Below are 23,041 nucleotides of genomic sequence, written 5' to 3'. Positions count from 1 at the left end.
GGAACGCTCCACTTTCACTTAATTGTTATTATTAGAAATTTTGCCTATTTGAATAATTCAGGCTTGGCATAATGGAGTCGACTCCAATGCTCAGGACAGGCGTAATAACTTGCCATGACTAACTCTCGTAACCCTAAGTAAGCCGTTTGCAACAAAGCAAAATAGCTGTGGCGCCAACTCTCCAGCATTTGAGTGAGTTCGGCGGGAGAACGCATTAGCAGCGGCGTCATACTCGAGGTGAGGAGCAGTAAACCGAGGCGATTTTCCAGCATATCGAGTAGCTCAAATAGCTCGGCCTGTTGTTCATCGGGCAATACTGCAATCGATTGTTTAATGGCATCTAAGGTACGATTTTGTGCCGCCGCCTTGTGAGTTGCCACATCGGGCAAGGCCCCATCAAGCATCACAGGCAATAACACACTGAATAATAAACGGTAGTCTTTACCCTCAGCTTCATCGGGCAGACTAAATTCGGGAGAATAGAGATTAACCCCCAAGGCTATCGCCGCGGTACCGGCAAACGCACCTAATAAAAAGGTTCGTCTGTTCATCAATGTCTCCCCAAGACGTTTAGTGTTAAATTACTGTGCTACAATGACTGCGAGTCTAAATTAAACACACGTTTTAATTTTCAGCAATAGTTGATATCAAGATAAGATCCCATGCCGAACGCTTTTACACCGCCTTGGTGGGCCAAAAGTCCCCATGTACAAACAATTTTGCCCGTATTCACTAAAGTGGCCAAACCTGTGCTTGAACGGCAACGACTGGAGCTGCCCGACGGCGATTTTATCGATTTAGATTGGCAAGCCACTCCAAAAGTTGGTAAACCGATTGTGGTCATCATCCATGGATTAGAAGGCAGCGCACAGTCACACTATGCCAGACGTATACTGCAAGCCTGCAAAACGCAGGGGCTGGCTGCGGTAGTTCACCACCACCGGAGCTGCTCGGGAGAAGCCAATCGCCTCGCCCGCAGTTATCACAGTGGTGACACCGATGACCTGCAGTTTAGCTTAAGCCTGCTGCAACAAACCTATCCGCAATCACCTTTATTGGCCGTAGGTTACAGCTTGGGCGGCAACGTACTGACCAAATACCAAGGCGAATATCAAGACCAAAGTCTGTTAACGCGTGCCGTAGTGGTGTCAGCCCCATTGCAATTATCAGCGTGCGCTAAGCGTTTAGAACACGGCTTCTCAAAGGTGTACCAAAGCCATTTAATCAAGCAGTTACAACATAAGGTCAATCAAAAGCTTACCGACCCAGATTTGGCTAGCGCTATGCCGTTGACCCCAGCACAAGTCACTAATCTCAATACTTTTTATGACTTTGACGACAAAGTGACCGCGCCACTCCATGGATTTTTAGGCGTGGAAGATTACTATACTCGTGCTAGCGGCTTAACTTATGTTAATCGCATCACCAAACCCACACTCATATTGCACGCTTTGGACGACCCCTTTATGACGGATGAGGTCATCCCCCATCCAAGCCAGATTTCTGAGCATGTAGAATATGAGCTCCATGCCCATGGCGGCCATGTTGGTTTTATCGAAGGCGGCGCACCTTGGAAGCCACGCTATTATCTAGAGCGGCGCATTTTAGACTTTTTACTCGCCAATGACGCGTCATCGGCACCTTAAGGAACCCGAATGCTTATCCCCTATGATGCTTTGCTACAACTTCCCAAAGAGACCTTAGTCAACTTGATCCGCGAATATCTGTTAGGGCAAGTGGAGGATGGTAGTTTTACCAGCCTCGATGAGCAAGAACTATCAGGTGCAATAGTGCAATGCCAACAAGCACTTAAACAAGGTAAACTCGTCTTAGAATACAGTGAAGAGGATGAGTCTTTTGCCATTCGTCACGCTGACCAAGTGGCCAAACGGCAAGATTGACCATTAGTATCCCTGTGCCGTATAAATAGCTTATACGATTTATCGCTTCAACTGAGCGGCTCTTTAGGTTCCTAGGTAGAAAAAATGTCAGCAAAACATCCAATTATTGCAGTTACAGGCTCATCCGGCGCAGGAACCACCACAACCACCACAGCCTTTAGTCATATTTTTCGCCAACTTGGAATTAATGCCGCCTTTGTCGAAGGGGATAGTTTTCATCACTATACCCGCGCAGAAATGGAAGTGATGATCCGTAAATCCCAAGCCGAGAATCGTAACCTGAGCTATTTTGGCCCCGAGGCCAATAATTTTGCCCGCCTAGAGCAATGCTTTCGCGATTATGGCGCCACCGGCCAAGGTGAAACCCGCAGCTATTTACATACCTTCGATGAAGCCGTGCCCTTTAACCAAATGCCAGGCACCTTCACCCAATGGCGGCCACTGCCTGAAAACACCGATATGCTTTATTACGAAGGCTTACATGGCGGCGTAGTCACAGGTGATGCCAATGTAGCCCAGCATGTCGATTTGCTGATCGGCATGGTGCCCATCGTAAACTTGGAGTGGATCCAAAAGATCATTCGTGATACTTCGGAGCGTGGCCATAGCCGCGAAAAAGTCATGGGCTCGATTGTCCGCAGTATGGACGATTACATTAAGCATATGACGCCGCAATTTTCGCGCACCCATATCAACTTCCAACGGGTGCCGACGGTAGATACCTCTAACCCCTTCAGCGCCAAGGATATTCCAAGCCTAGATGAAAGCTTTGTGGTGATCCGTTTTCGCGGCATAAACAATGTCGACTTCCCCTATTATTTAAGCATGATCCAAGGATCCTTTATGTCGCGGGTCAATACCCTAGTTGTACCCGGAGGCAAAATGTCCTTAGCGATGGAACTTATACTCACACCGCTGATTAAGGATTTAATGGAAAAACGCCAACAGCTCAATAGCCCTCAAGCCAACTAATATAGGTCTATTTTTGGCTGACGAATAATGAAATAAAACCTTTTTGAGCAATAGATTAAGCTTGATTTAAGCCATAGAAGTTAATCTTATTGCCATCGGGATTTCAGGCGAAAGAACGATAGTTGGCATACTCTTGGGAGTTAATTCCCCCATCTTGATCTGTTGATTCCCTTGGGTATGCCAGCAACCCTATTCAGCGTTAAGTCTTAGCAGTTAATTCCACGTCCATGCTTGATCTGTTGATTCCCTTAGGTATGCCAGTAACGTTCAACAAAATAGGTTCTAGGTTCTAACAGCGAAGCACTCTAGTTGTTGCGAAGCAACGCCCTAGATTCTAGCAGCAGCGTTTTTGGCTGCGCCCTAGCAAGCCAGATTTTTATACATCACCATACATTCCAAGGCGATGCCACGGGGTGAGCAATAGATGGAGTCTTCCTCTAAGCCTTCACCACCGAATCCGCAGTGGCGATAAAACCCTACGGCATTGAGGGTAGACTCTAATCGCAATTGGGCGATGCCTAAGTTAAAAGCTTTTGTTTCAATAAATTGCAGCAGAGATTTACCAACACCTAACCCCATAGCGTCGGGGGACACAAATAACGCTTCAACCTGAGCGTAGGGTTCATCCAGCATGACCATACCGATCACTCTCTTAAGTGGTGGCTTATTGTTGGATTGCTCTGCCACATAAAAATGCGCATCGACGATACGACTAAATTGCTCGGTCAATTCGCCTTCGGTCCAAATAATCAGATCGTCCGCATCATAAAATCCGGCGCAGCCTTTATTAATGGCTGCATTGCGGATATCCCAGCAGGCCTTTGCATCCAATTGCGTCGCTTTACGTATCCTTAGCATCATTTTCCCCAGGCAATCATCTCTGCCAGAATCATGAAATAAAATATTGAATTACAAATAAAACTTAAGAAGCAAGTACATCCAATTCCTAAAGTATGCAATAAAAAACCGCCCGCAGGCGGTTTTAACTCAATAAGAAATTGCACTCGTAAGCTTAGCCGCAAAGGTAAACTTAGTCGTGAAGGCAAACTTAGCTTTTAATCAGCTCACTAATGGTCAATACGCCATGAGTCGTCGCGCCAGCACCCCACAGTGCAGAAGCCGAATCTTCGAAGGCCGCCGCTAAATCCACGTGTAGCCATTTGGCTTCTGGTGAAACGAAACGCCATAGGAAACCTGCCGCATTCGAGGCGCCGCCGGCACCACCACCTTTCACTGGGCGGCTGTTTGCCGTGTCAGCATAGGCTGATGGGCACATTTCTTTGTGCCAAGGATCCAATGGCAATGGCCATACACGCTCGGCCACAGTCGACGCCTTTTGCTGAGCTAACTGTAATACGTCAACCTGTGGCGAAAAAATCGCGTTGTAGTTAGAGCCCACCGCCATGACCGCCGCGCCGGTTAAGGTTGCAGCATCGATAATAAAAGGTGCTCCCGTGGCAGAGGCAGCTTGTAGACCATCGGCCAATACCAAACGACCTTCGGCATCGGTGTTTACCACTTCAACTGTGACACCATTTTTATAGGTGAGGATATCGCCCAGTTTGTAAGCACGGCCGCTGATCAGGTTTTCTGCGCAGCATAAGAAGAGTTTAACGCGCTTGTTTAGGCCCGATTTGATCGCTAAACCTAAAGCTGCGGTCACTGTGGCTGCGCCGCCCATATCGCACTTCATCCCCAACATCCCCTCAGAGGCTTTAATGCTGTAACCGCCTGAGTCGAAGGTAATGCCTTTACCGACTAAAGCGACAGACACGGGGGCATCGGCCGCAAGAGGATTAAAATCAAGCTCTAACATCGCAGGTGGACGCTCACTACCGCGACCTACCGCATGGATGCCAATCCATTGCTCGGCTAATAATGCTTCGCCTTCAATGATACGGTAGCTCACCTTAGCGCCACCGATATCAGCTAACCATTTGGCCGCTTGTTGCGCCAGTTTCACTGGTGAGAGATTCTCAGGAGTCTCATTGATCAGTTGACGGGCAAATGTAGCCACTTCTAAGCGACGCTGTAATTCGGCTTGTACCTCGGCATCGCCGCACCATTGGATCTTGTAACCTGGTTTTGCGGTGGCGAAGCCCTGAGCAAACACCCATTGGCTATTTAGATCCCAAAGTGAGCCTGACAAGGCCACATTACTGATCCCTTGATTGCGTAATTTACGTGCCGCCATTTGGATTTGACGCAACTCGTCTCCACCGCTCAGATGCACTAAGGCGCCTTCTGCCGTAAAAGTCACATCTGCCTTACCCCAATGGGCTGCGGGGGTATCTTTGGTTAACGCAACGCTCATCACTTCAGTTACTTTCAATTCACTCATGAGGGATCCTTATTTTGATTTGTTCTTGCACATACATCAGTTGGCGGCAGTTTACTGCCAGCGGCTAGGGACTAAAAGCCATCAACCTAAGTTACTCAGGTAAAATATGTAAACATTTGCGAAATTTGTTAGTCTTGGGCGCCAGAATCACCCAGATACAGGGATAGCATGCACTTTACTCCAGCACTGAAACCGGGAAAATTACTCGAACGTTACAAGCGTTTTCTCGCCGATGTTCAACTCGAAGACGGCAGTGAAATCACCGTCCACTGTCCGAATACAGGCTCAATGCGTAACTGCCTGTTCCCCGGTGAAACCCTGTGGTTCTCAACGTCCAGCAATACTAAACGTAAGTATGCCCACACGTGGGAATTAATGACGACCCCAACAGGCGCGCTGATTGGCATTCACTCAGGCAATGCCAACGCCCTGGTCGAGGAAGCACTTAATAAAGGCATCATCACCGAACTGACAGGCTACGACAGTTTACGCCGCGAAGTGAAGTATGGAGATGAAAATAGCCGTATTGACATTTTGCTGGAGTGCGCTCAAAAACCCGCCTGCTATATAGAAGTCAAAAGTTGTACTTTGCAGGAAAATGGCCAAGGTTATTTCCCTGATGCGGTGAGTCTTCGCGGCCAAAAACACCTGCGAGAATTAATGCATATGGCTCGCCTTGGGCATAGAGCGGTATTGTTATTTGTGGTGCAACATACTGACATTATGAGTGTGGCTCCCGCAGCACACATCGACCCTGAATACGCTAACTTATTGAAAAAAGCTGTTTTATCAGGAGTAGAAGTACTAGCGTATCGCTGTGAAATATCCCCTAGTGAGATACATCTAGCCCAATCGTGTCCAGTCCGAGTATGATGTTAAGATTCAGTAAAATGCTTTTTCATTTCAATTAGCGAAGGCAGTCAAAAATTTCTGCCAAGGTGAAATGAAAAATTTGCCTCGTTGTAAAGATTCTGATATAGATAGCGGCCGTTCTTAAGGACGCCCTACAAACGCAAATGATGACAGGAGATGCGTTATGCCTGAAGGCACCAAAAAACTTGGCGTACTCGCTATCGCAGGTGTAAGTCCCTACCAGGAAAAACCCGGTGAGGAGTATATGAACGCTAAGCAACTGGGTCACTTCAAGACAATTCTTGAAGCTTGGCGCAATCAGTTGCGTGAAGAGGTCGACCGTACTCTGAGTCACATGCAGGATGAAGCAGCAAACTTTCCCGATCCTGTAGACCGTGCAGCACAGGAAGAAGAGTTCAGTCTCGAATTACGTGCGCGCGACAGAGAACGTAAACTGATCAAGAAGATCGAAAAGACCCTACAAAAAATCGAAGAAGACGATTTTGGCTTCTGCGATTCTTGCGGTATCGAAATCGGCATTCGCCGTCTCGAAGCGCGCCCAACAGCTGATCAATGTATCGACTGTAAAACGCTTGCAGAGATCAAAGAGAAGCAAATGGCGGGTTAATCGACCATCTCAGGCGGGGATTTCCCCGCCTACTTGTTTATTCGCTCTGGTTTATCCTCCTTGTAATATTTCGCTTTTTCTGAACATCCCTCTAAAATACAGCCACTTTAACTTGTCACCCATGTCAAATCCTATGATGGCGACCTTAACCACTGCTATTTCACCACAAGGTCCTTACGTTGGCCGTTTTGCACCTTCACCTTCGGGGGCATTGCATTTTGGCTCGCTAGTCGCCGCCCTTGGCAGTTATCTGCGGGCGCGCTCATTGGGTGGTAAGTGGTTAATACGCATTGAAGATATTGATCCACCAAGGGAAGTAAAAGGTGCCGCCGATGATATTTTGTGCACCCTAGAAGCTTATGGTTTCGAGTGGGACGATAGCGTGCTGTATCAAAGTGCGCGCACGGACGCCTATCAGGCCAAACTTGATGAGTTACTCGCCGAGGATAACGCCTACTTTTGCCAGTGCAGTCGCAAACAAATTCAAGCCATGGGTGGAATTTACGATGGCCGCTGCCATCAATTAGCTACGCCGCATCAGTCTGGCGCAATTCGACTGGTTAATCGCGCTCAAGTTGCTGAGTTTAGCGATAATCTGATGGGGAAAGTGGTTGTAGATCATGACTTCGCCACTGAAGATTTTATTATCAAACGCAGTGATGGCCTCTATGCCTATCAACTTGCCGTGGTACTGGATGACGCCCACCAAGGTATCAGCGAAGTGGTACGTGGTTGCGATTTGATTGAAGCCAGTTGCCGCCAATTAAGCCTATATCAAAGCTTAGGATTAACAGCGCCACAGTGGCTGCATTTACCACTCGCCTGTTTAACGCCGGGATTTAAACTGTCAAAACAAAACCATGCACAAGCCATCGATAAGCAGCATCCGCAAGCGAGTCTCAATGCGGCCCTCAGCTTTTTAGGTCAATCCCCAGTTGAGCCAACAAACGTGGCACAAATGCTGGCGCAGGCGGTGGCACAATTTCAACTGTCGGCCATTCCTAAGCAGCGGGAAATCATACTGACGACTTAACTTAATCGAGCTAGGCGCCTGCGAAACGGACACTTTTAACAACCTCAGCGTCATGGCATAGCTCAGCAATCGGTATATACCCATCGGAGCGCAATTGGTATATCATAGCCGCCAGATTTTTAACCACGTAACAGATACATTCCGAGGTGTCCCATTTTTCGCCGTATCAGCCAATTCTGCAAGCAGCTATTTGAAGACGCGCCTAAAACGACCGCTCCAACTCCAGCTCAGATTGAACCCCAAACGCCTGAACTCACATCCGGCGGCTTAAGCTTGGCGCTCGTGCCTCGGGATGCGCACTCCATTTCCCGCAAGCAGATTAGTGAAAATGCGCTTAAGGTACTATATCGACTGAATAAAGCCGGTTTTCAAGCCTATTTAGTGGGTGGGGGTGTACGGGATTTGCTCCTCGGACTCGAACCGAAAGACTTCGACGTTGTCACCAATGCGACGCCGGAAGAAATCAAAAAACTATTTCGCAATTGCCGTGTAGTCGGCCGTCGATTCCGTCTGGCGCATATCGTTTTTGGCCGCGATGTGATTGAAGTGGCGACTTTCCGTGGTCACCACGGTGAAAGCAATGAAAAGATTTCCAAAGCCAATGCCGAAGGGCGTTTGCTCAGGGATAACGTGTACGGAGAAATCGATGAAGACGCCGAGCGCCGCGATTTCACCGTTAACGCCCTTTACTATGATATTAGCGATTACTCTATCCGCAGTTACGGCGGCGGTATGGAAGATCTTAAGGCGGGCACCTTAAGACTGATTGGCGATCCCGAAACCCGTTACCGCGAAGATCCGGTACGTATGCTCAGAGCCGTGCGTTTTGCCACTAAGCTCAGCATGACCATCGACGAAGTGACCGCTAAGCCGATCAAACAGTTAGCACCACTGCTTAAAGATATTCCTGCAGCCCGCATGTATGAAGAAGTGCTCAAACTCTTCTTCGCTGGCAAAGCCGTGGCAAACTTTGACATGATGCAGGAATATAAACTGTTTGCGCCCCTATTTCCTCAGGTGGATGCCCTCTTAAAAGAAGCGCCAAAAGGCCCTACGATGAAGATGGTGCAAGCCATCATGAAGAGCACTGATGATCGGGTAAATGAAGATAAGCCCGTGACGCCATCGTTTTTCTATGCGGCGATCCTCTGGTATCCACTGCGCCAACGCGCCGAAGATATTGCCGTAGAAAGTGGCCTCACCTTATACGATGCCTTTTTCGCGGCGATGGGTGATGTCATGGAGCAGCAATGCCAAACCATTAGCATTCCGCGCCGTTTTAGCACACCAGCCAAAGATATCTGGCAATTACAACTCCGCTTTGAGCGCAGCCAAGGCACACGCGCCTTTAAACTGCTAGAGCATCCGAAGTTTAGAGCAGCATACGACTTACTGTTACTGCGTGGTGAAGTCGAAGGTGGCAATTTGGCCAAGAGTGCCGCTTGGTGGCAACAGTTTGTTGAAGCGGATGAAACTGAGCGTTTAGCCATTGCTCGCAGTGGTAACAAAGCCTCAGGCAACCGTAATCGCAATACCCCCCAGCGCCGTCGTCGTCGCCCAAGTGCCGCAAAAGCTAAAGCCGAAGAATAATGACTCAAGTGTTTGTCGCCCTAGGGGCGAATCTTGAAGATCCCAAAGCACAGCTGGACAATGCCTTGATGGCCTTGTCCAGCTTGGCTGAAAATCAAAACCTTAAGGTTTCGCCCTACTATCACTCAACGCCGATGGGAGAGGTAGTTCAACCCGACTATATTAATGCCGTGGCAAGTTTTGAGACCAAGCTTACCCCACTCGCCTTGTTAGATGCATTGCAACACATCGAAAATACCCAAGGTCGTGTGCGCAAAGAACGTTGGGGACCTAGAACCTTAGATCTCGACTTACTCTTATATGGTGATGCCATCATCGATGAGCCCAGACTCAAAGTGCCGCACTATGGCATGAAAGAACGTAGCTTTGTACTGGTGCCTTTAGCCGCTATTGCTCCCGATCTGGTTTTACCCTGTAAAACACCGCTACAAAGCCTCATCAGTGAAAAATTCTTGGCCGAGTTACAACTACTGGGCAATGATCATTGAAGTCAGCACCCAGTTAGCTTATAACACCACTTCCATTTGGTTTGAAGATCACCCATATGTCTAAAGTTACTAGCTCAACCCTGTTGAAATACAAACAGGAAGGTAGAAAATTCACCGCTCTGACAGCCTATGATGCCAGCTTTGCCAGCGCGTTCGACGGCGAAGGCATCGATGTGCTACTGGTCGGCGATTCTTTGGGAATGGTTCTCCAAGGCCACGATGATACCCTGCCCGTCACGACCGCCGATATTGCCTATCACACCCGTTGCGTGCGTCGCGGTATTGAGCGCTCACTGCTGATCGCTGATATGCCATTTATGAGTTATGCCACGCCAGAGCAGGCCATGGATAATGCCACCACGCTCATGCAAGCGGGTGCCAATATGGTCAAACTTGAAGGTGGCCACTGGTTATTGGAAACAGTCACCAAATTGACTGAACGTGGCATTCCTGTTTGTGCTCATTTGGGCCTAACGCCACAATCAGTAAACGTTTTTGGTGGTTTTAAAGTGCAAGGCCGCGACGCTGAAAATGCCCAGCGCATTATCGATGAGGCCAAAGCCTTAGAAGCAGCAGGCGCGCAGCTATTAGTGGTTGAATGTATTCCCGCATCACTTGCCACCGCAATTACTCAAGCCTTAACTATTCCCGTTATCGGCATCGGCGCAGGCGCCACGACAGATGGTCAGATCCTAGTAATGCACGACGTGCTCGGTATTTCGAGTGGTTATATCCCACGTTTTTCAAAGAACTACCTAAAACAAACTGGCGAGATCCGTTCTGCCGTGCGGGCATATATTGAAGAAGTCGCCAACGGCAGCTTCCCAAGTGCGGAGCACACGTTTAACTAAGAGTACAGAGCGCACATTCATTTGATTGTGCCGATACACATCCAACTCATTTTAGGTTTTAGCAAGGTAAGAGTTAATGATCACTAGCGCCCATATCGATGATATTCGTACTCAAGTGCGAGCATGGCGTGCCAAGGGCGAAACCGTCGCCTTTGTGCCAACCATGGGTAATCTCCATCAGGGACATATCACCTTAGTGAAAGAAGCGGCCAAGAAGTGCGACCACGTAGTCGCGTCGATCTTCGTCAATCCCATGCAATTTGGGCAAAATGAAGATCTCGATGCCTACCCGCGCACCTTAGAGGCCGATAGCCAAGCGTTAACTGCAGCGGGAGCAGAGCTGTTGTTTACACCAACCCCAGCGGTTATTTATCCCAAAGGGTTAGCACAGCAAACTTATGTGGAAGTACCAGGGATCTCCGATGTGCTCTGCGGCGCCAGTCGTCCTGGTCACTTCCGTGGCGTCTCGACGATTGTCTGTAAACTGTTCAACATAGTGCAACCGGATGTCGCGTTCTTTGGTAATAAGGATTATCAACAACTGTTAGTGATCCGCACTATGGTTGAAGACTTATCTTTACCCATTGAAATAATTGGTATTGACACCATTCGCGAAGCCTCAGGTTTAGCCATGAGTTCACGTAATGGCTACCTTACTGTGGAAGAAAAAGCCGCTGCGCCCGCACTGAAAAAAGCCATTGATGCCATGGCGCAAGGGATCAAGCAAGGTATCAGCATCGAACAAGTCACCGAGGAAGCCAAAGCGAGCTTAACCGCTGCAGGCTTTACCCCTGATTACTTAGAAGTGCGTCATGCAGATACCTTAGCAAAGGCTGAAACCCAGGATAAAGCCCTCGTAATTTTAGCCGCAGCTTACCTTGGTAAAGCGCGTCTTATCGATAATCTGCGCTTTGATCGTTAAGCATCAATTTAAGATTTGAGAAAAGGAGCTTAGGCTCCTTTTTTATTACCTCTGCACTACTCGTATTTTGGGGCGTCTAGCTGAGCGTCAAAAAATTTCCATTGTCAAAAAACTGGTTTTATTCTTTAACTTACGTCATAGTATTCACAAATGTTAACCTTAAGTAACATATGTTTATAGCACACGGATTGATACCTGCTAGAGTTTAAATGGGGAGAAAACAACTCCATTTTACTCTGGCTTAGTACCCATAGTGATAACTTCATTCATCGCGTATACAAAGGATTTGTCGTCGAATGGCAAGACTCATCGTGACCCTTATTTGCGTAACCCTGCCCACTGCAGCGCTCGCAAATACCGTCTATAAATGTCGTAAAGACGATAAAGTCGTCTTTAGCCAAACCGCTTGCCCACAGGAATATAGTCAACATAAAATTGAATATCAGTTAGGGATAACGACTGAAATTGATTCCGATAAACGTGAAGACAAAGTCGACCCGCTGCATGCCTTACTAAATAGCCAGACTTTATCCAAGGATAAATTGCTGCAATTACTCGACGGTGAGCTCTATCGCTTAAAACAAGAAAATAGCTATTTTGATATCCTAAGGGCAAGTGAATTACAAAAACTCGAACGTCAACGATATTGGCAAAATAAAGAGAAAACAGATCCTGACTACTTAAGCCAAGTAAATAAAATTAATGCTCATTTTGATGAGCTTACCTCAATCAATCGGCAACTCATGCAACAATTATCCGAACGAAAAACGCAAATTGGCGCCGAAACTCAGCCGAAGAAATTATCAGATAAACATTAATACCAATCGTATTAAATATCTGTTCATTCAGCGGGAATTCAACGCGCTTTAGACAAGGCGAAGGCTTGAAGGCATAGTGGTGCTCTGTCGAAAGCCTTAAACGCAGTATAAAGCGCGTTGAAACCCGCCCTTTGGGAGCCACACAGACATCTCACTCCGGTGTTGCATTGACTTAAAAGGGAATGACCATTTCTGCGTCAATGCGCCTTGGATTGAAATGCCTGTGAGGCTCTGAACTGATTAGATATTTAATGTGATTGGTATAACATAACGACCATAAACAAAAGGCGACCCTAAGGTCGCCTTGTTATTTTATCCATCCATTAGAACTGTGCAACAACTGGCGCAGAACATAATGTTCCAGTGGTTTCACACACTTGGTAAGTCACACTTGAGGCAGTGGTAGTAAAGCGATCACGATAGTTACCATCGTTCTCAGTCGTTACCACCAACTCACCATTCCGGTAAAGGGCAACGTTTTCACCTAAAGCACTATCCCATGTAAGATCCACCATCGCACTGCCACGGCGTGATACTAATGCGCGGCTAACCGCCGCATTAATATTATGCTCATAGACTTGTACTTGCATCGTCACAGTGTTGCTGTGCTCCATTGAATCAGTCACAGTCAAAGACACAGTATAAGTGCCCGCTGCAGCATATACATGGCTTGGGTTCATCTCTGTTGAGTTTGCGCCATCACCAAAGTCCCAGCTGTAGCTGACGATATCATCGTTTTCATCTGTACTGGTGTTGGTGAAGGCTACGCCTAATCCTTCAACGGCAAACTCAAAACCTGCAACAGGCGCAGCTGGGGAAGCCTCACCTAAGCCGCTGATGACTAAGCCCCAGTTATTAAGCGTTCCTCTATCAGCCGCAACATTGTCATCGACTGATAACGACCAAGTACCTTTTGCATTTTCACCATCGAATGCACTTAGATCCCAGCTCTTAACGATATTATCAGCACTGCCACCATCGCGGTTATGTAACACCACTTGAGTACCCGCTGGTGAGGTTAGCACAACACGTAAGTCACCAATCCAAGTGTGACTGATATTCACGTCAGCAAGCACACCAAAAATCTGTACATCATCGGCGACTTCTATTGTGCTAATAACGCCATTAGGGTTGTTATCCGGAATGGCTACAGAGTTCTCATTACCATAGGTAAAATCGTTTAATCCTTGTGGGAACACATTAAGCGACACGACTTTAGACTTTTCAATCGCACCATCATTGCCCGTCACCGTAATGCTGTAATCCCCCCAAGCCGTTTGCGCGGTTGTCGCCACGTTTAAGGTAAATGAACCACCCGCAGAAACGGTTGAACTTGATAATGAAACCCCTTCAAGTGCAGGTGACACACTGACAGTCAACGCCACATCGCCATTCCAACCAGCCACGCTGCTAACACTGAAGTTATAGCTTGCAGCGCTACCCGCTTCGACAGATTGTGAAGCTGGTGATACGGTGAACTTATAGCTAGGTGATGGGTTAGCCTGCTCCAGCGCATTAGCCACATTGAGGCGAGTACCCGCAACCGTTTTACCGGTTAAATCCGCATTCGCATCACCTGAAGCCATCAGTAGTTCTTTCATTTCAACAGGTGTTAAGTCAGGGTTTAATGCCCAAACGAGAGCTGCGGCGCCCGTCACGTGGGGAGTCGCCATCGAGGTACCAGAGTAAGTCGCGTAACCACCGCCGGGGACAGTTGATAAAATCGCCGAACCTGGCGCGCCCATATCAACACTGGTTAAACCCCATTGTGAGAAGTCTGACATACGGTCATTGCGAGTTGTACTCGCAATGGAGAACACCACATCAGAGTTATAACTTGAAGGATAGTGTGGGCTCGCATCATTATCGACGGCATCGTTTCCTGCTGCGGCAACAAATAAAATCCCAGCTTCACCACCCGCATCAATCGCATCTTTTAATGCTTGACTAAAGCCGCCACCGCCCCAAGAGTTGTTGGTCGCTTTAATATCAACACCATGATTAACCTTAAGGTTGGTGAAGTAATCGATACAGGCAATAGCGCCCGCGGTAGAGCCATAACCGTCAGTATCGAGGAACTGACATCCGGCAATTTTAACGTCCCAGTTAACGCCTACTACACCGACACCGTTATTACCTTTAGCGCCAATCGTGCCAGAAACATGGGTACCGTGGCCGTTTCCGTCCATTGGATTCCCGTTATTATTCACAGCGCTGAAACCGTGAATATCGTCGATAACACCGTTTGCGTCATCATCGATGCCATTGCCCGCAATTTCGCCCGCATTGACCCAGATGTTGGCTTGCAAATCGGGATGGTTGTAATCCACACCAGTATCGATAACACCAATCACCACATCAGAGCTACCTGTGGTAATTTCCCAAGCTTCAGGCGCATCGATATCCGCATCAGCAGTGCCACCGCTTTGGCCAGTGTTATTCATTCCCCATAGGCTGGCAAAACTTGGGTCATCAGGTGTACCTATCGCCTTGATAATATAGTTAGGCTCAGCGTATTTCACCGCAGGATGACGGCTGATCACCTTAATGGCATCTTCAATATTGGCGCCTTTACGCAATGCTAAACGGGCCAGCTTGCCGTTAAGTAAATGCGGAAATTTATCGTCGACACCATCGGCATTGACATCGGTTAATGTTCCACGAATTAAACGCTGAGCCGCCGAGCGCTCCGCTTTAGTTGCATTGTCTTTATACACCACGAGAATGGCATCTTTTTCATAGACAGGGGCATCTTTTGCCATAGCCGGTACGGCTGACAACGTCATAGCTGCTGTAATTGCTAACGCCAACGGTGAGAGTTTTATCGACATATTGAGCTTCCTATAGTCCTTTACGTTGAAATTCTGGAACGGCAATTACGCAACCTACACTCAAGGTTGAATGGATAATAGCGGCGAATTTCCAGCATGTTTGCCGATAAATTGTTGCCATAATGTTTCAACTTTAAAAAGCACCGAAAAGCTAAATACAACTTAACTACTAGACCAACTTGGTAAGATAAAAATAGGGTAACTGTGAGGTTTAATCGACAAAAAACTGGATTTTCATACGATTAACAAAAGTCAGCAGGATTAACATTTAAATTACACCATCGAAATAAATACCCTTTCGGCCAATTGTCTCTCAGCACTATGACTCGTAACTTGATGCCTGAGTTGGAAGGTGTGTACTAACGCTTTCCAAAACACCTACACATGCAAGGAGTCACTTGTGCCAAATCCATTAACACGCTTTTTGGTACTGCTTATCTTGTTATGTAGTTATCTGACACCCAGCCTTGCGGCAGATGTCAGTGAATTGCCAATTACTCTGCAAGCGCTCATTGAGCGTTCAGGACGCGATAATCTTATTGACCTCGTGCAGCAAGGAACGGCAAACCAAGGGATGGTGTTCCAATCAGGCAGCGATAACAGCGCCTACGTGACACAAGCGGGTAACGATAACGTTTCCCTCGTGACACAGATTGGTACCAATAATGAAGTCCAACTACTGCAAGTCGGCGCTCAAAATAAGGCTTCAATTACCCAGATTGGCAATGACAACCTGGTGCAATTGAACCAGCTAGGAAGCGGCAATTTTTCGATTCAACAGATTGCGGACGGTGCTGCAATCTCAATTACTCAATATTAAACAGGGAGAGTCACATGAAATCACAAGCTAAAATGTCATTGATTGCTTTAGCCATTACAGCTGGATTAAGTGGTCATGCACTAGCAGCAAGTACGATCAACGAAATCAGCGTGAAACAAACTGGCGAAGGTCAAGACACCTTAGTCACACAAACGGGTGTTATTAACGCAGCTGCAGTGACCCAAACCGGTAATGCACAAGTCGCCACAGTGGTTCAAGACGGTGTGTGGCATGAAGCGGAGGTTAATTCAACTGGCGATGCCAACGAAGTGACGGTTAGCCAACAAACAGACTGGCATGTTGCCGCTGTTGATGTGACAGGTAATAACAACGAAGCTGAAGTGACTCAAGACGGTTTCTTCAACCAAAGTAGCAACGATGTCGTGGGTAATGACAACCTCGTTTCTGTTAACCAATTAGGTGATCTAAACGAAAGCTACGTTGAAATTGCTGGCAATGAAAACAGTGCGCTTGTTGAACAAGAAGGTGATGAAAACCTTGCCGTATTCCGTGTTGAAGGTGATAACAACGACGGTGATATCAAACAATACGGTAACAACAACCAAGCGGGTTTAATTGCTCTCGATCTAAGTGCCAACGTGGGTAATAACAACGATGTCTCCGTCGAACAAATCGGTAATAATAACTTTGGTGCAGCCAAAGGCATCGCTGGTAACGACAACAGCGTTGATATCTACCAAAAAGGTGATAACCACACTGGCTTTGTTTACGCCTTGGCCGGTAGTGAAAACGATATCAGCATGGAACAAGAAGGCAGCAACAACACTGCCTATCTGTCAATGACTACAGGTGATGATAACACTATCGACATCACTCAAGACGGCGATAGCAACACTGTGGGTGATTCTTTAATTGCTGATATTCAAGGTGATGATAACGATATCACCATCAAGCAAAAAGGTGACAGCAACGGCGCTGAGTTCCAAGTATGGGGTGATAGCAACGACGTTGACTTAAAACAACGCGGTGATGCCAACTTCGCAACCTTTGGCGCTTACGGCACGGATAACGATTTCGATTTATCTTCTAAAGGGGATAACAACCAACTTGTTGCCTTTGCAACCGGCGAAGACAACAGCATTGAAACCAGCCAAGAAGGTGATGCGAACTTTGCCTACGTCAATGCCACTGGTGACGATAACGAAGTCAATGTAGAGCAAGATGGTGATCAAAACGAAACCATCATCACTGTTGAAGGTAACAACAATGCTGATGTCACAGCGCTACAACACCGTGGCGATCTGAACTTAATCGATTTAATTATCGAAGGCGATGAAAACGCAGCAGAAATCACTCAAGCAGGTAGCGGTAACTGGGTGGGCGGCGATAGCAGTAGCTCATTTGCAGCGAGCTCATTTGCAGTGAGTGGTGACAATAACAGCCTAATGATTACTCAAACAGGTAATGACAACTTAGTATTAGGTTCTCAAGCGGGCAACAACAACAGCATCAGCGTCACTCAAAGCGGTGATATGAACGTTGCGACTGTAGTGCAATACTAATCTTAACCAATAGGCAGCTTTCAAGTTGAAGGCTGCCAATAAAAACGGGAACATTTAATATGCTCCCGTTTTTTATTTATTAAATTAGTAAGTTGACTGCTTGATTTTTAACCATCACAACTGGATTGTCCAAGGGCAAACTGCTCACATACCTAGCAATCTCGACTGACATATACGCAAAGTTCAGCTAGCACCAAACGAGCCTAAATAACGTCTAACTGCAAAACTCAAAATGGGTTTGATAGGTCTGTGCCCAACGCAATAATTCAACGCGATTGCGTGATTGCGTTTTACGAAATATAGAAGAAATATGAGCCTTTACCGTATGCTCACTGATGCAGAGTCGATGAGCAATTTCCTTATTGCGCGCTCCGCTAGAGACAAATTGAATAATCGTTCGTTCTCTTGAGGTAAGTGCTTGTAGCATCGCGACAGTATCAGCGGGCATATCATTTTGCCCGTCTAATTTTTGTATCACCCGACGAAACATCTTGCTGAGCAACGTTCTGTCGTACCACAATTCATCGGCCACCATTTTACGCAGCCCTGTTAGCATCAAATCCATTCGCTGATCGGTAAATAGCAGCCCTCGAATTCCTAGCAGCATTGCTGATTCCTGATCTAAGGAATTGCGCTCGACTTGATACAAAGCCACTGGAATATGGGGTACAAGACGGGACGCCAACAGTGGGATACCTTTATTATCTAAGGCTGCGCCTTTCTGAGCAATCAAACAGAAGCTGCGATGTCCTTTATCTACATTTAACTCTAACTCAGAGGCATGTTTAACGATCCGTGTTTTCAATCCAATAGATTCAGCAAGTATCGCTAAATGGCAAGGTGCCGCCACTTGATGTAAAAATACTAACTCATTGATAGTGCTCAATTTACTCTTCTCCCTGAAAAGTATTTCGTTATCTTTATATGAGGCTAGATGAAATATCACGAATATCTCGCCCTACATTTCATTAACATAACCCATTTTGACTACTTACCGTATGAATGCCATCACCCAAATGTACTAATAACATCTATATATATGTAGTAAATTCGACTAACTGTCTAAATAGTGCTTATTTACCAGCAATTAATACTAAATGCTATCTACATTACACTCAGGTTTATACCTTAGTCTATAAAGAGATCAATCGAAAGTTTAAACAAAAAATTAACACAGAAATATGACGGTTTAGGGAACAAAAAATCCCCTCAAAATCCTATTCTGAGGGGATTGGAGAACAGTAATAAGTGAGTTATCACTGAGCGGTAAGCTTAGCGATTTGCTTATCCTGTACACGAGACAAACTCAACAGCGCCACAATGGCGCCAATTAAGGCTAAAAACATATCCGATTGGGTATCCCAAACGTAACCCTGAGTCCCTAAAAACGCTTCAGCACCTTCACCAGTAGCTGCGGCCACCCACCATTCAATGAGTTCGTAGAAGGCACTGAAAGCGAGTACAAAGCAAGTGACCAAAAATGCACACCAAGCTCCTGGTTTAACCGCTTGATTACGTAACATAATCTCACGGGCTAACATCGCGGGAATAAAGCCTTGGGCAAAATGCCCTACCTTGTCGTAATTATTGCGCTCGCCGCCCATCCACTGAGCAATCGTGTCAAACAATGGTACTTCGGCATAGGTATAGTGCGCCCCAACAAACAGTACACAACAATGGACTAGGACTAAAAAATACACCAATGGCGTTAGCACAAAGCGTTTGCGGGTAAAAAACAATAGTGGAACCGCCACTAATGCGGGCAGAGCTTCGAGCCACCAAGTAAAAGGATCGGCAGGTTTTATCGCCGACCACACTAAAACTGAGAGGTAAATACCGCACCAAGCAATTTTATTATTCAATGTTCCTTCCTCTTATGCGATATTGTTCTCATTTTAGAATATTAACTTTAGCCATCTAGCCCTCCACAGTGAGCAAAAAAAGTGCTACTTTGGTGGACCAAGGTTGTCAGCATAGCATACAAGAACCACTTCAATTAATTAGAGGGTACCCATATCATGGCGAAACATTCGCTTGACAAGGATAAGATCAAGATCCTGTTGTTGGAAGGCGTCCACCAATCTGCGGTAGATGTGTTTGAACGCGCGGGATACACCAATATTGAATATCACAAAGCCTCGTTAGGTGATGAAGCGCTACACGAGTCCATAAAAGATGCCCATTTTATTGGTATTCGTTCCCGTACCCAACTCTCCGCCGATGTATTGAAACGTGCCGAAAAATTAATTGCAATTGGCTGCTTCTGTATCGGTACGAACCAAGTAGATCTTGCCACCGCCGAATCCCTCGGAATCCCCGTATTTAATGCGCCGTTTTCCAATACTCGCAGCGTAGCCGAACTTGTATTAGGCGAAATCATTATGTTGATGCGTGGTATTCCTGAGCGCAATGCCATCGCCCACCGTGGCGGTTGGATGAAAACCGCCGCAGGCAGTTACGAAGTCCGCGGCAAAACGTTAGGCGTGATTGGCTATGGCCATATCGGGACTCAGCTCGGTATTTTGGCAGAAACCTTAGGTATGCGTGTCGTGTTCTTCGATATTGAAGATAAATTGCCATTGGGTAACGCCCAGCAAATCCACTCAATGGAGCAATTACTGGCTCAAGCCGATGTGGTCAGTTTGCACGTGCCTGAAACGCCACAAACGAAAGACATGATCAGTACCGCCGAATTTGCCGCTATGCGTAAAGGTAGCATCTTTATCAACGCTTCCCGCGGAACTGTAGTCGATATCGATGCGCTCACTGTGGCACTTAAAGAACGTCACCTTGCAGGCGCTGCAATTGACGTATTCCCAGTTGAACCACAATCGAATGATGATGAATTTATCAGCCCATTACGCGGTTTAGATAATGTGCTGCTCACGCCGCATGTAGGTGGTAGCACCGCAGAAGCACAGGAAAATATCGGTATTGAAGTGGCTGGCAAATTAGCCAAATACTCTGATAACGGCTCAACTGTGTCGGCCGTGAACTTCCCTGAAGTATCTCTGCCAATGCACAAAGGCACCTCTCGCCTACTGCATATCCACCAAAACCGTCCTGGCGTGCTGATCAAAATCAACAAGGCCTTCTCTGAGAAGGGTATTAACATTGCCGCTCAGTACCTGCAAACCACCGCAGAAATCGGTTATGTGGTTATGGAAGTTGATACGCATCAAGCAGAAGAAGCGTTAGTAGAACTCAAGGCAATTGATGGCACACTGCGCACACGCGTATTGTTCTAAAACCTAAACCGCTTAGGTTTGCCCCATCTAAGGCGCACATTTCATTTAAGATATGTGCGCCTTATGCTTTTGAGGCCTGAGGAATTCCGCTACAATCAAGCCTCTTGCATCGCCTTCATTTTCAGGATCTCGCTATGACTATTGCAGTTTCGACACCCAATTGGGATCTGGACGCCTCTATGCCTCCACTTATGCTCGCTAACTTATCCCACCTAGGCCTTATCAAAGTGGTCGGCGAACAGGGCCGGAGTTTTATCCATGGCCAAGTGACCGCAGATATTAGTTCACTTGAAGCCAACCAATGGCGCTGGGGAGCACATTGCGATCCTAAAGGTAAGATGCTGGCTAGCTTTAGAACCTTTGCGATGAAAGATGCGTTGTTAATGCTGATGCCAAAGGACACTATCGCAGTGGATCTGCCGCAACTGCAAAAATATGCGGTATTTAGCAAGGCAACCCTAAGTAATGCATCGGAGGAATGGTGTTTACTCGGCGTGGCGGGTGAACAGGCTAACCAATTCGTCACCCAACACTTTGGTGAAGTCGCTCAGGAACTGACTCTGATCGAACATGGCGCAATTTTAAAAGATGCGGATCGATTTATTTTGGTTCTGCAACCGCAAGCCGCAAGAGCGCTTGCTGCCGAGCACACCGTATTTGATGCCTGCGCTTGGCAAGCATTAGAAATCGCAGCAGGCTACCCCAACTTAGCACCAAGCCATGCCAATCAATACGTACCGCAGATGTGTAACCTACAAGCGATTAACGGTATTAGCTTTAATAAAGGCTGTTACATGGGGCAAGAAACCGTGGCCCGGATGAAATACCGTGGCGGAAACAAGCGTGCACTTTATATCCTCCATGGCACAACCTCGTTAACGATTAATCTAGAAACTAGCCTTGAAATTGCGATGGAAGACGGTTATCGCAAAGGGGGGCAAGTCATTGAATTCGTGCAACGCGGTAATCAAGTATTGCTAACAGCGGTATTGGCAAACGATACCGAGAACGATGCCAAGCTGCGTTTTGCTGATGACGAGCAATCTAGCTTAAGTATTAAAGCATTGCCCTACTCACTCGAAGAAGCCTAATTCCTTGTATTTGAGCTAGTCGTAGTAAAAAGGCGCCTCGGCGCCTTTTTACTTTAATCTTCAAAATCTGCTTTAATGTTCAAAATAAGTATCTCGAATCGCAATCACCTCAGGTAGGATTTGCTTAAACTCCTCCACCAGCCTAGGGTCGAAATGCTGCCCAGCTTGGTTTTCGAGTAGTTCCATCGTCGCTTCAATGGTCCAAGGCTGCTTATAGGGACGCTGTGAAGTCAGCGCATCAAACACATCAGCAATCGCCACAATCCGCCCTTCAATGGGAATATTTTCCCCTGATAAACCATTGGGATAACCTGACCCATCCCATTTTTCATGGTGTGTTAATGCAATTCGCCGCGCCATTTGCAGCAGCGGATCGCCATGTTCACCGATAATTTCTGCGCCGATTACAGCATGCTGCTGCATGATTTTCCATTCTTCAGCATCCAGCTTCCCCGGCTTTTTAAGTACAGCATCGGGCGTGCCGATTTTACCAATGTCATGCATAGGCGAAGCGTTGTACAGCAACTCACAAAAGGTGCTGGGCAAACCTAATTTAATCGCTAAAAGCCGGGCATAATGGCTCATACGCACCACATGCAGACCTGTCTCATTATCTTTATACTCGGCGGCGCGACCAAGGCGACGAATAATTTCGAAGCGGGTTTCTTCGAGTTCTTGGGTACGCTCTTTAACTTGTTGTTCCAGAAGGCGCTTTTGATCGTATAACGCCAAGTGCGTTTTCACTCGAGCCTTGACAACTGGCGCGCTGACGGGTTTGGTAATGTAATCAACCGCGCCCAACGCAAAGCCCTGTGCTTCATCGGCAACCTCAGATAAGGCCGTCACAAAAATCACCGGAATATGGCAAGTTAATGGCTCTTGCTTAAGGAGCTTGCACACTTCATAACCATTCATTCCGGGCATCATGACATCGAGCAAAATTAAATCAGGCAGTGTTTTGGTCACAAGAGCTAAAGCTCTGGGACCATCAATTGCTACTTTGACTTTATAGTCCTCACCGAGTATGCCCACCAAAATATCGATATTTTCGGGTGTATCATCGACGACTAATATTGTTGCCTTATCCATCAATATGTTCACCTTTCCTGTGGCTTTATCAATGGTCAATACA

General features: G+C 46.8%; 23 protein-coding genes. 15 read left to right on the top strand and 8 right to left on the bottom strand.

Annotated elements, in window-relative coordinates; translation table 11 throughout:
- Positions 1–44 precede the first annotated feature (44 nt).
- On the bottom strand, positions 45–551 hold the full coding sequence (locus H9J30_RS11200) for a TAT leader-containing periplasmic protein (RefSeq protein WP_240131097.1): 507 nt from the start codon (positions 549–551) through the stop codon (positions 45–47).
- Positions 552–662: 111 nt separating this feature from the next.
- Here H9J30_RS11200 and H9J30_RS11195 point away from each other — a divergent pair, with 111 nt between their 5' ends.
- From H9J30_RS11195 to H9J30_RS11185, 3 genes are all read left to right on the top strand, one after another.
- On the top strand, positions 663–1,646 hold the full coding sequence (locus tag H9J30_RS11195) for a hydrolase (protein WP_240131096.1): 984 nt from the start codon (positions 663–665) through the stop codon (positions 1,644–1,646).
- A 9-nt stretch (positions 1,647–1,655) separates the two neighbouring features.
- Entirely contained in the window at positions 1,656–1,901 is a 246-nt protein-coding gene (locus H9J30_RS11190; RefSeq protein ID WP_037429042.1) for a YheU family protein, read from the top strand.
- A gap of 84 nt (positions 1,902–1,985) precedes the next feature.
- Positions 1,986–2,873, top strand: coding sequence for a phosphoribulokinase (locus H9J30_RS11185; protein WP_011071167.1), 888 nt, complete (start codon positions 1,986–1,988; stop codon positions 2,871–2,873).
- A gap of 360 nt (positions 2,874–3,233) precedes the next feature.
- On the opposite strand, the gene H9J30_RS11180 is transcribed toward H9J30_RS11185, so the two are convergent.
- Both H9J30_RS11180 and pepB read right to left on the bottom strand, forming a co-directional pair.
- On the bottom strand, positions 3,234–3,731 hold the full coding sequence (locus tag H9J30_RS11180; protein WP_240131112.1) for a GNAT family N-acetyltransferase: 498 nt from the start codon (positions 3,729–3,731) through the stop codon (positions 3,234–3,236).
- A gap of 190 nt (positions 3,732–3,921) precedes the next feature.
- Entirely contained in the window at positions 3,922–5,214 is a 1,293-nt protein-coding gene (gene pepB, locus H9J30_RS11175; protein ID WP_240131095.1) for an aminopeptidase PepB, read from the bottom strand.
- Positions 5,215–5,382: 168 nt separating this feature from the next.
- On the opposite strand from pepB, the gene sfsA reads away from it, so the two are divergent.
- From sfsA to H9J30_RS11135, 8 genes are all read left to right on the top strand, one after another.
- Positions 5,383–6,087 (top strand): DNA/RNA nuclease SfsA, encoded by a 705-nt coding sequence (gene sfsA / locus H9J30_RS11170; RefSeq protein ID WP_240131094.1) that lies wholly within the window; start codon positions 5,383–5,385, stop codon positions 6,085–6,087.
- A gap of 163 nt (positions 6,088–6,250) precedes the next feature.
- On the top strand, positions 6,251–6,694 hold the full coding sequence (dksA, locus tag H9J30_RS11165) for an RNA polymerase-binding protein DksA (protein WP_007644947.1): 444 nt from the start codon (positions 6,251–6,253) through the stop codon (positions 6,692–6,694).
- Positions 6,695–6,830: 136 nt separating this feature from the next.
- Positions 6,831–7,727 carry a tRNA glutamyl-Q(34) synthetase GluQRS gene (gene gluQRS / locus H9J30_RS11160; RefSeq protein WP_240131111.1) on the top strand — a complete coding sequence of 299 codons (897 nt, stop codon included), beginning with the start codon at positions 6,831–6,833 and terminating at the stop codon, positions 7,725–7,727.
- A 282-nt stretch (positions 7,728–8,009) separates the two neighbouring features.
- A complete protein-coding gene (locus H9J30_RS11155; protein WP_240131110.1) occupies positions 8,010–9,317 on the top strand; it encodes a polynucleotide adenylyltransferase PcnB in 1,308 nt (435 codons plus the stop codon).
- Positions 9,317–9,805: a 2-amino-4-hydroxy-6-hydroxymethyldihydropteridine diphosphokinase gene (gene folK, locus H9J30_RS11150; protein WP_240131093.1), complete on the top strand. Its 489-nt coding sequence runs from the start codon at positions 9,317–9,319 to the stop codon at positions 9,803–9,805. Before H9J30_RS11155 ends, folK begins: the two co-directional genes overlap by 1 nt.
- A gap of 56 nt (positions 9,806–9,861) precedes the next feature.
- Positions 9,862–10,656, top strand: coding sequence for a 3-methyl-2-oxobutanoate hydroxymethyltransferase (gene panB / locus H9J30_RS11145; RefSeq protein ID WP_240131092.1), 795 nt, complete (start codon positions 9,862–9,864; stop codon positions 10,654–10,656).
- A 76-nt stretch (positions 10,657–10,732) separates the two neighbouring features.
- Entirely contained in the window at positions 10,733–11,578 is an 846-nt protein-coding gene (panC, locus tag H9J30_RS11140; protein ID WP_240131091.1) for a pantoate--beta-alanine ligase, read from the top strand.
- Positions 11,579–11,874: 296 nt separating this feature from the next.
- The gene (locus H9J30_RS11135) at positions 11,875–12,396 is read left to right on the top strand and encodes a hypothetical protein (RefSeq protein WP_011071158.1); all 522 of its coding nucleotides are present in this window, start codon (positions 11,875–11,877) and stop codon (positions 12,394–12,396) included.
- Here H9J30_RS11135 and H9J30_RS11130 read toward each other — a convergent pair.
- Both H9J30_RS11130 and H9J30_RS11125 read right to left on the bottom strand, forming a co-directional pair.
- The gene (locus tag H9J30_RS11130) at positions 12,320–12,538 is read right to left on the bottom strand and encodes a hypothetical protein (RefSeq protein ID WP_240131090.1); all 219 of its coding nucleotides are present in this window, start codon (positions 12,536–12,538) and stop codon (positions 12,320–12,322) included. The two genes, H9J30_RS11135 and H9J30_RS11130, sit on opposite strands and share 77 nt — an antisense overlap.
- A gap of 181 nt (positions 12,539–12,719) precedes the next feature.
- The gene (locus tag H9J30_RS11125) at positions 12,720–15,227 is read right to left on the bottom strand and encodes a S8 family serine peptidase (RefSeq protein WP_240131089.1); all 2,508 of its coding nucleotides are present in this window, start codon (positions 15,225–15,227) and stop codon (positions 12,720–12,722) included.
- A 400-nt stretch (positions 15,228–15,627) separates the two neighbouring features.
- On the opposite strand from H9J30_RS11125, the gene H9J30_RS11120 reads away from it, so the two are divergent.
- Both H9J30_RS11120 and H9J30_RS11115 read left to right on the top strand, forming a co-directional pair.
- Positions 15,628–16,047: a curlin gene (locus H9J30_RS11120; RefSeq protein WP_240131088.1), complete on the top strand. Its 420-nt coding sequence runs from the start codon at positions 15,628–15,630 to the stop codon at positions 16,045–16,047.
- A gap of 14 nt (positions 16,048–16,061) precedes the next feature.
- Positions 16,062–17,570 carry a curlin gene (locus H9J30_RS11115; protein WP_240131087.1) on the top strand — a complete coding sequence of 503 codons (1,509 nt, stop codon included), beginning with the start codon at positions 16,062–16,064 and terminating at the stop codon, positions 17,568–17,570.
- A 214-nt stretch (positions 17,571–17,784) separates the two neighbouring features.
- Here the strand turns inward: H9J30_RS11115 and H9J30_RS11110 are convergent, their stop codons facing one another.
- Both H9J30_RS11110 and H9J30_RS11105 read right to left on the bottom strand, forming a co-directional pair.
- Positions 17,785–18,456 (bottom strand): helix-turn-helix transcriptional regulator, encoded by a 672-nt coding sequence (locus H9J30_RS11110; RefSeq protein ID WP_240131086.1) that lies wholly within the window; start codon positions 18,454–18,456, stop codon positions 17,785–17,787.
- A gap of 370 nt (positions 18,457–18,826) precedes the next feature.
- A complete protein-coding gene (locus H9J30_RS11105) occupies positions 18,827–19,432 on the bottom strand; it encodes a DUF2238 domain-containing protein (RefSeq protein ID WP_240131085.1) in 606 nt (201 codons plus the stop codon).
- Positions 19,433–19,588: 156 nt separating this feature from the next.
- Here H9J30_RS11105 and serA point away from each other — a divergent pair, with 156 nt between their 5' ends.
- Together serA and ygfZ are read left to right on the top strand one after the other, a co-directional pair.
- Positions 19,589–20,818 carry a phosphoglycerate dehydrogenase gene (gene serA, locus H9J30_RS11100; protein WP_011071152.1) on the top strand — a complete coding sequence of 410 codons (1,230 nt, stop codon included), beginning with the start codon at positions 19,589–19,591 and terminating at the stop codon, positions 20,816–20,818.
- A 134-nt stretch (positions 20,819–20,952) separates the two neighbouring features.
- Entirely contained in the window at positions 20,953–21,909 is a 957-nt protein-coding gene (ygfZ, locus tag H9J30_RS11095) for a tRNA-modifying protein YgfZ (protein WP_240131084.1), read from the top strand.
- Between the two features lie 72 nt (positions 21,910–21,981).
- Here ygfZ and H9J30_RS11090 read toward each other — a convergent pair whose 3' ends face one another.
- On the bottom strand, positions 21,982–22,998 hold the full coding sequence (locus H9J30_RS11090; RefSeq protein WP_240131083.1) for a response regulator: 1,017 nt from the start codon (positions 22,996–22,998) through the stop codon (positions 21,982–21,984).
- Positions 22,999–23,041 lie beyond the last annotated feature (43 nt).

Source organism: Shewanella cutis (genome assembly GCF_022410515.1).
In the GTDB taxonomy this organism is placed as follows: domain Bacteria; phylum Pseudomonadota; class Gammaproteobacteria; order Enterobacterales; family Shewanellaceae; genus Shewanella; species Shewanella cutis.
This window is presented reverse-complemented; position numbering and strand designations above follow the sequence as displayed.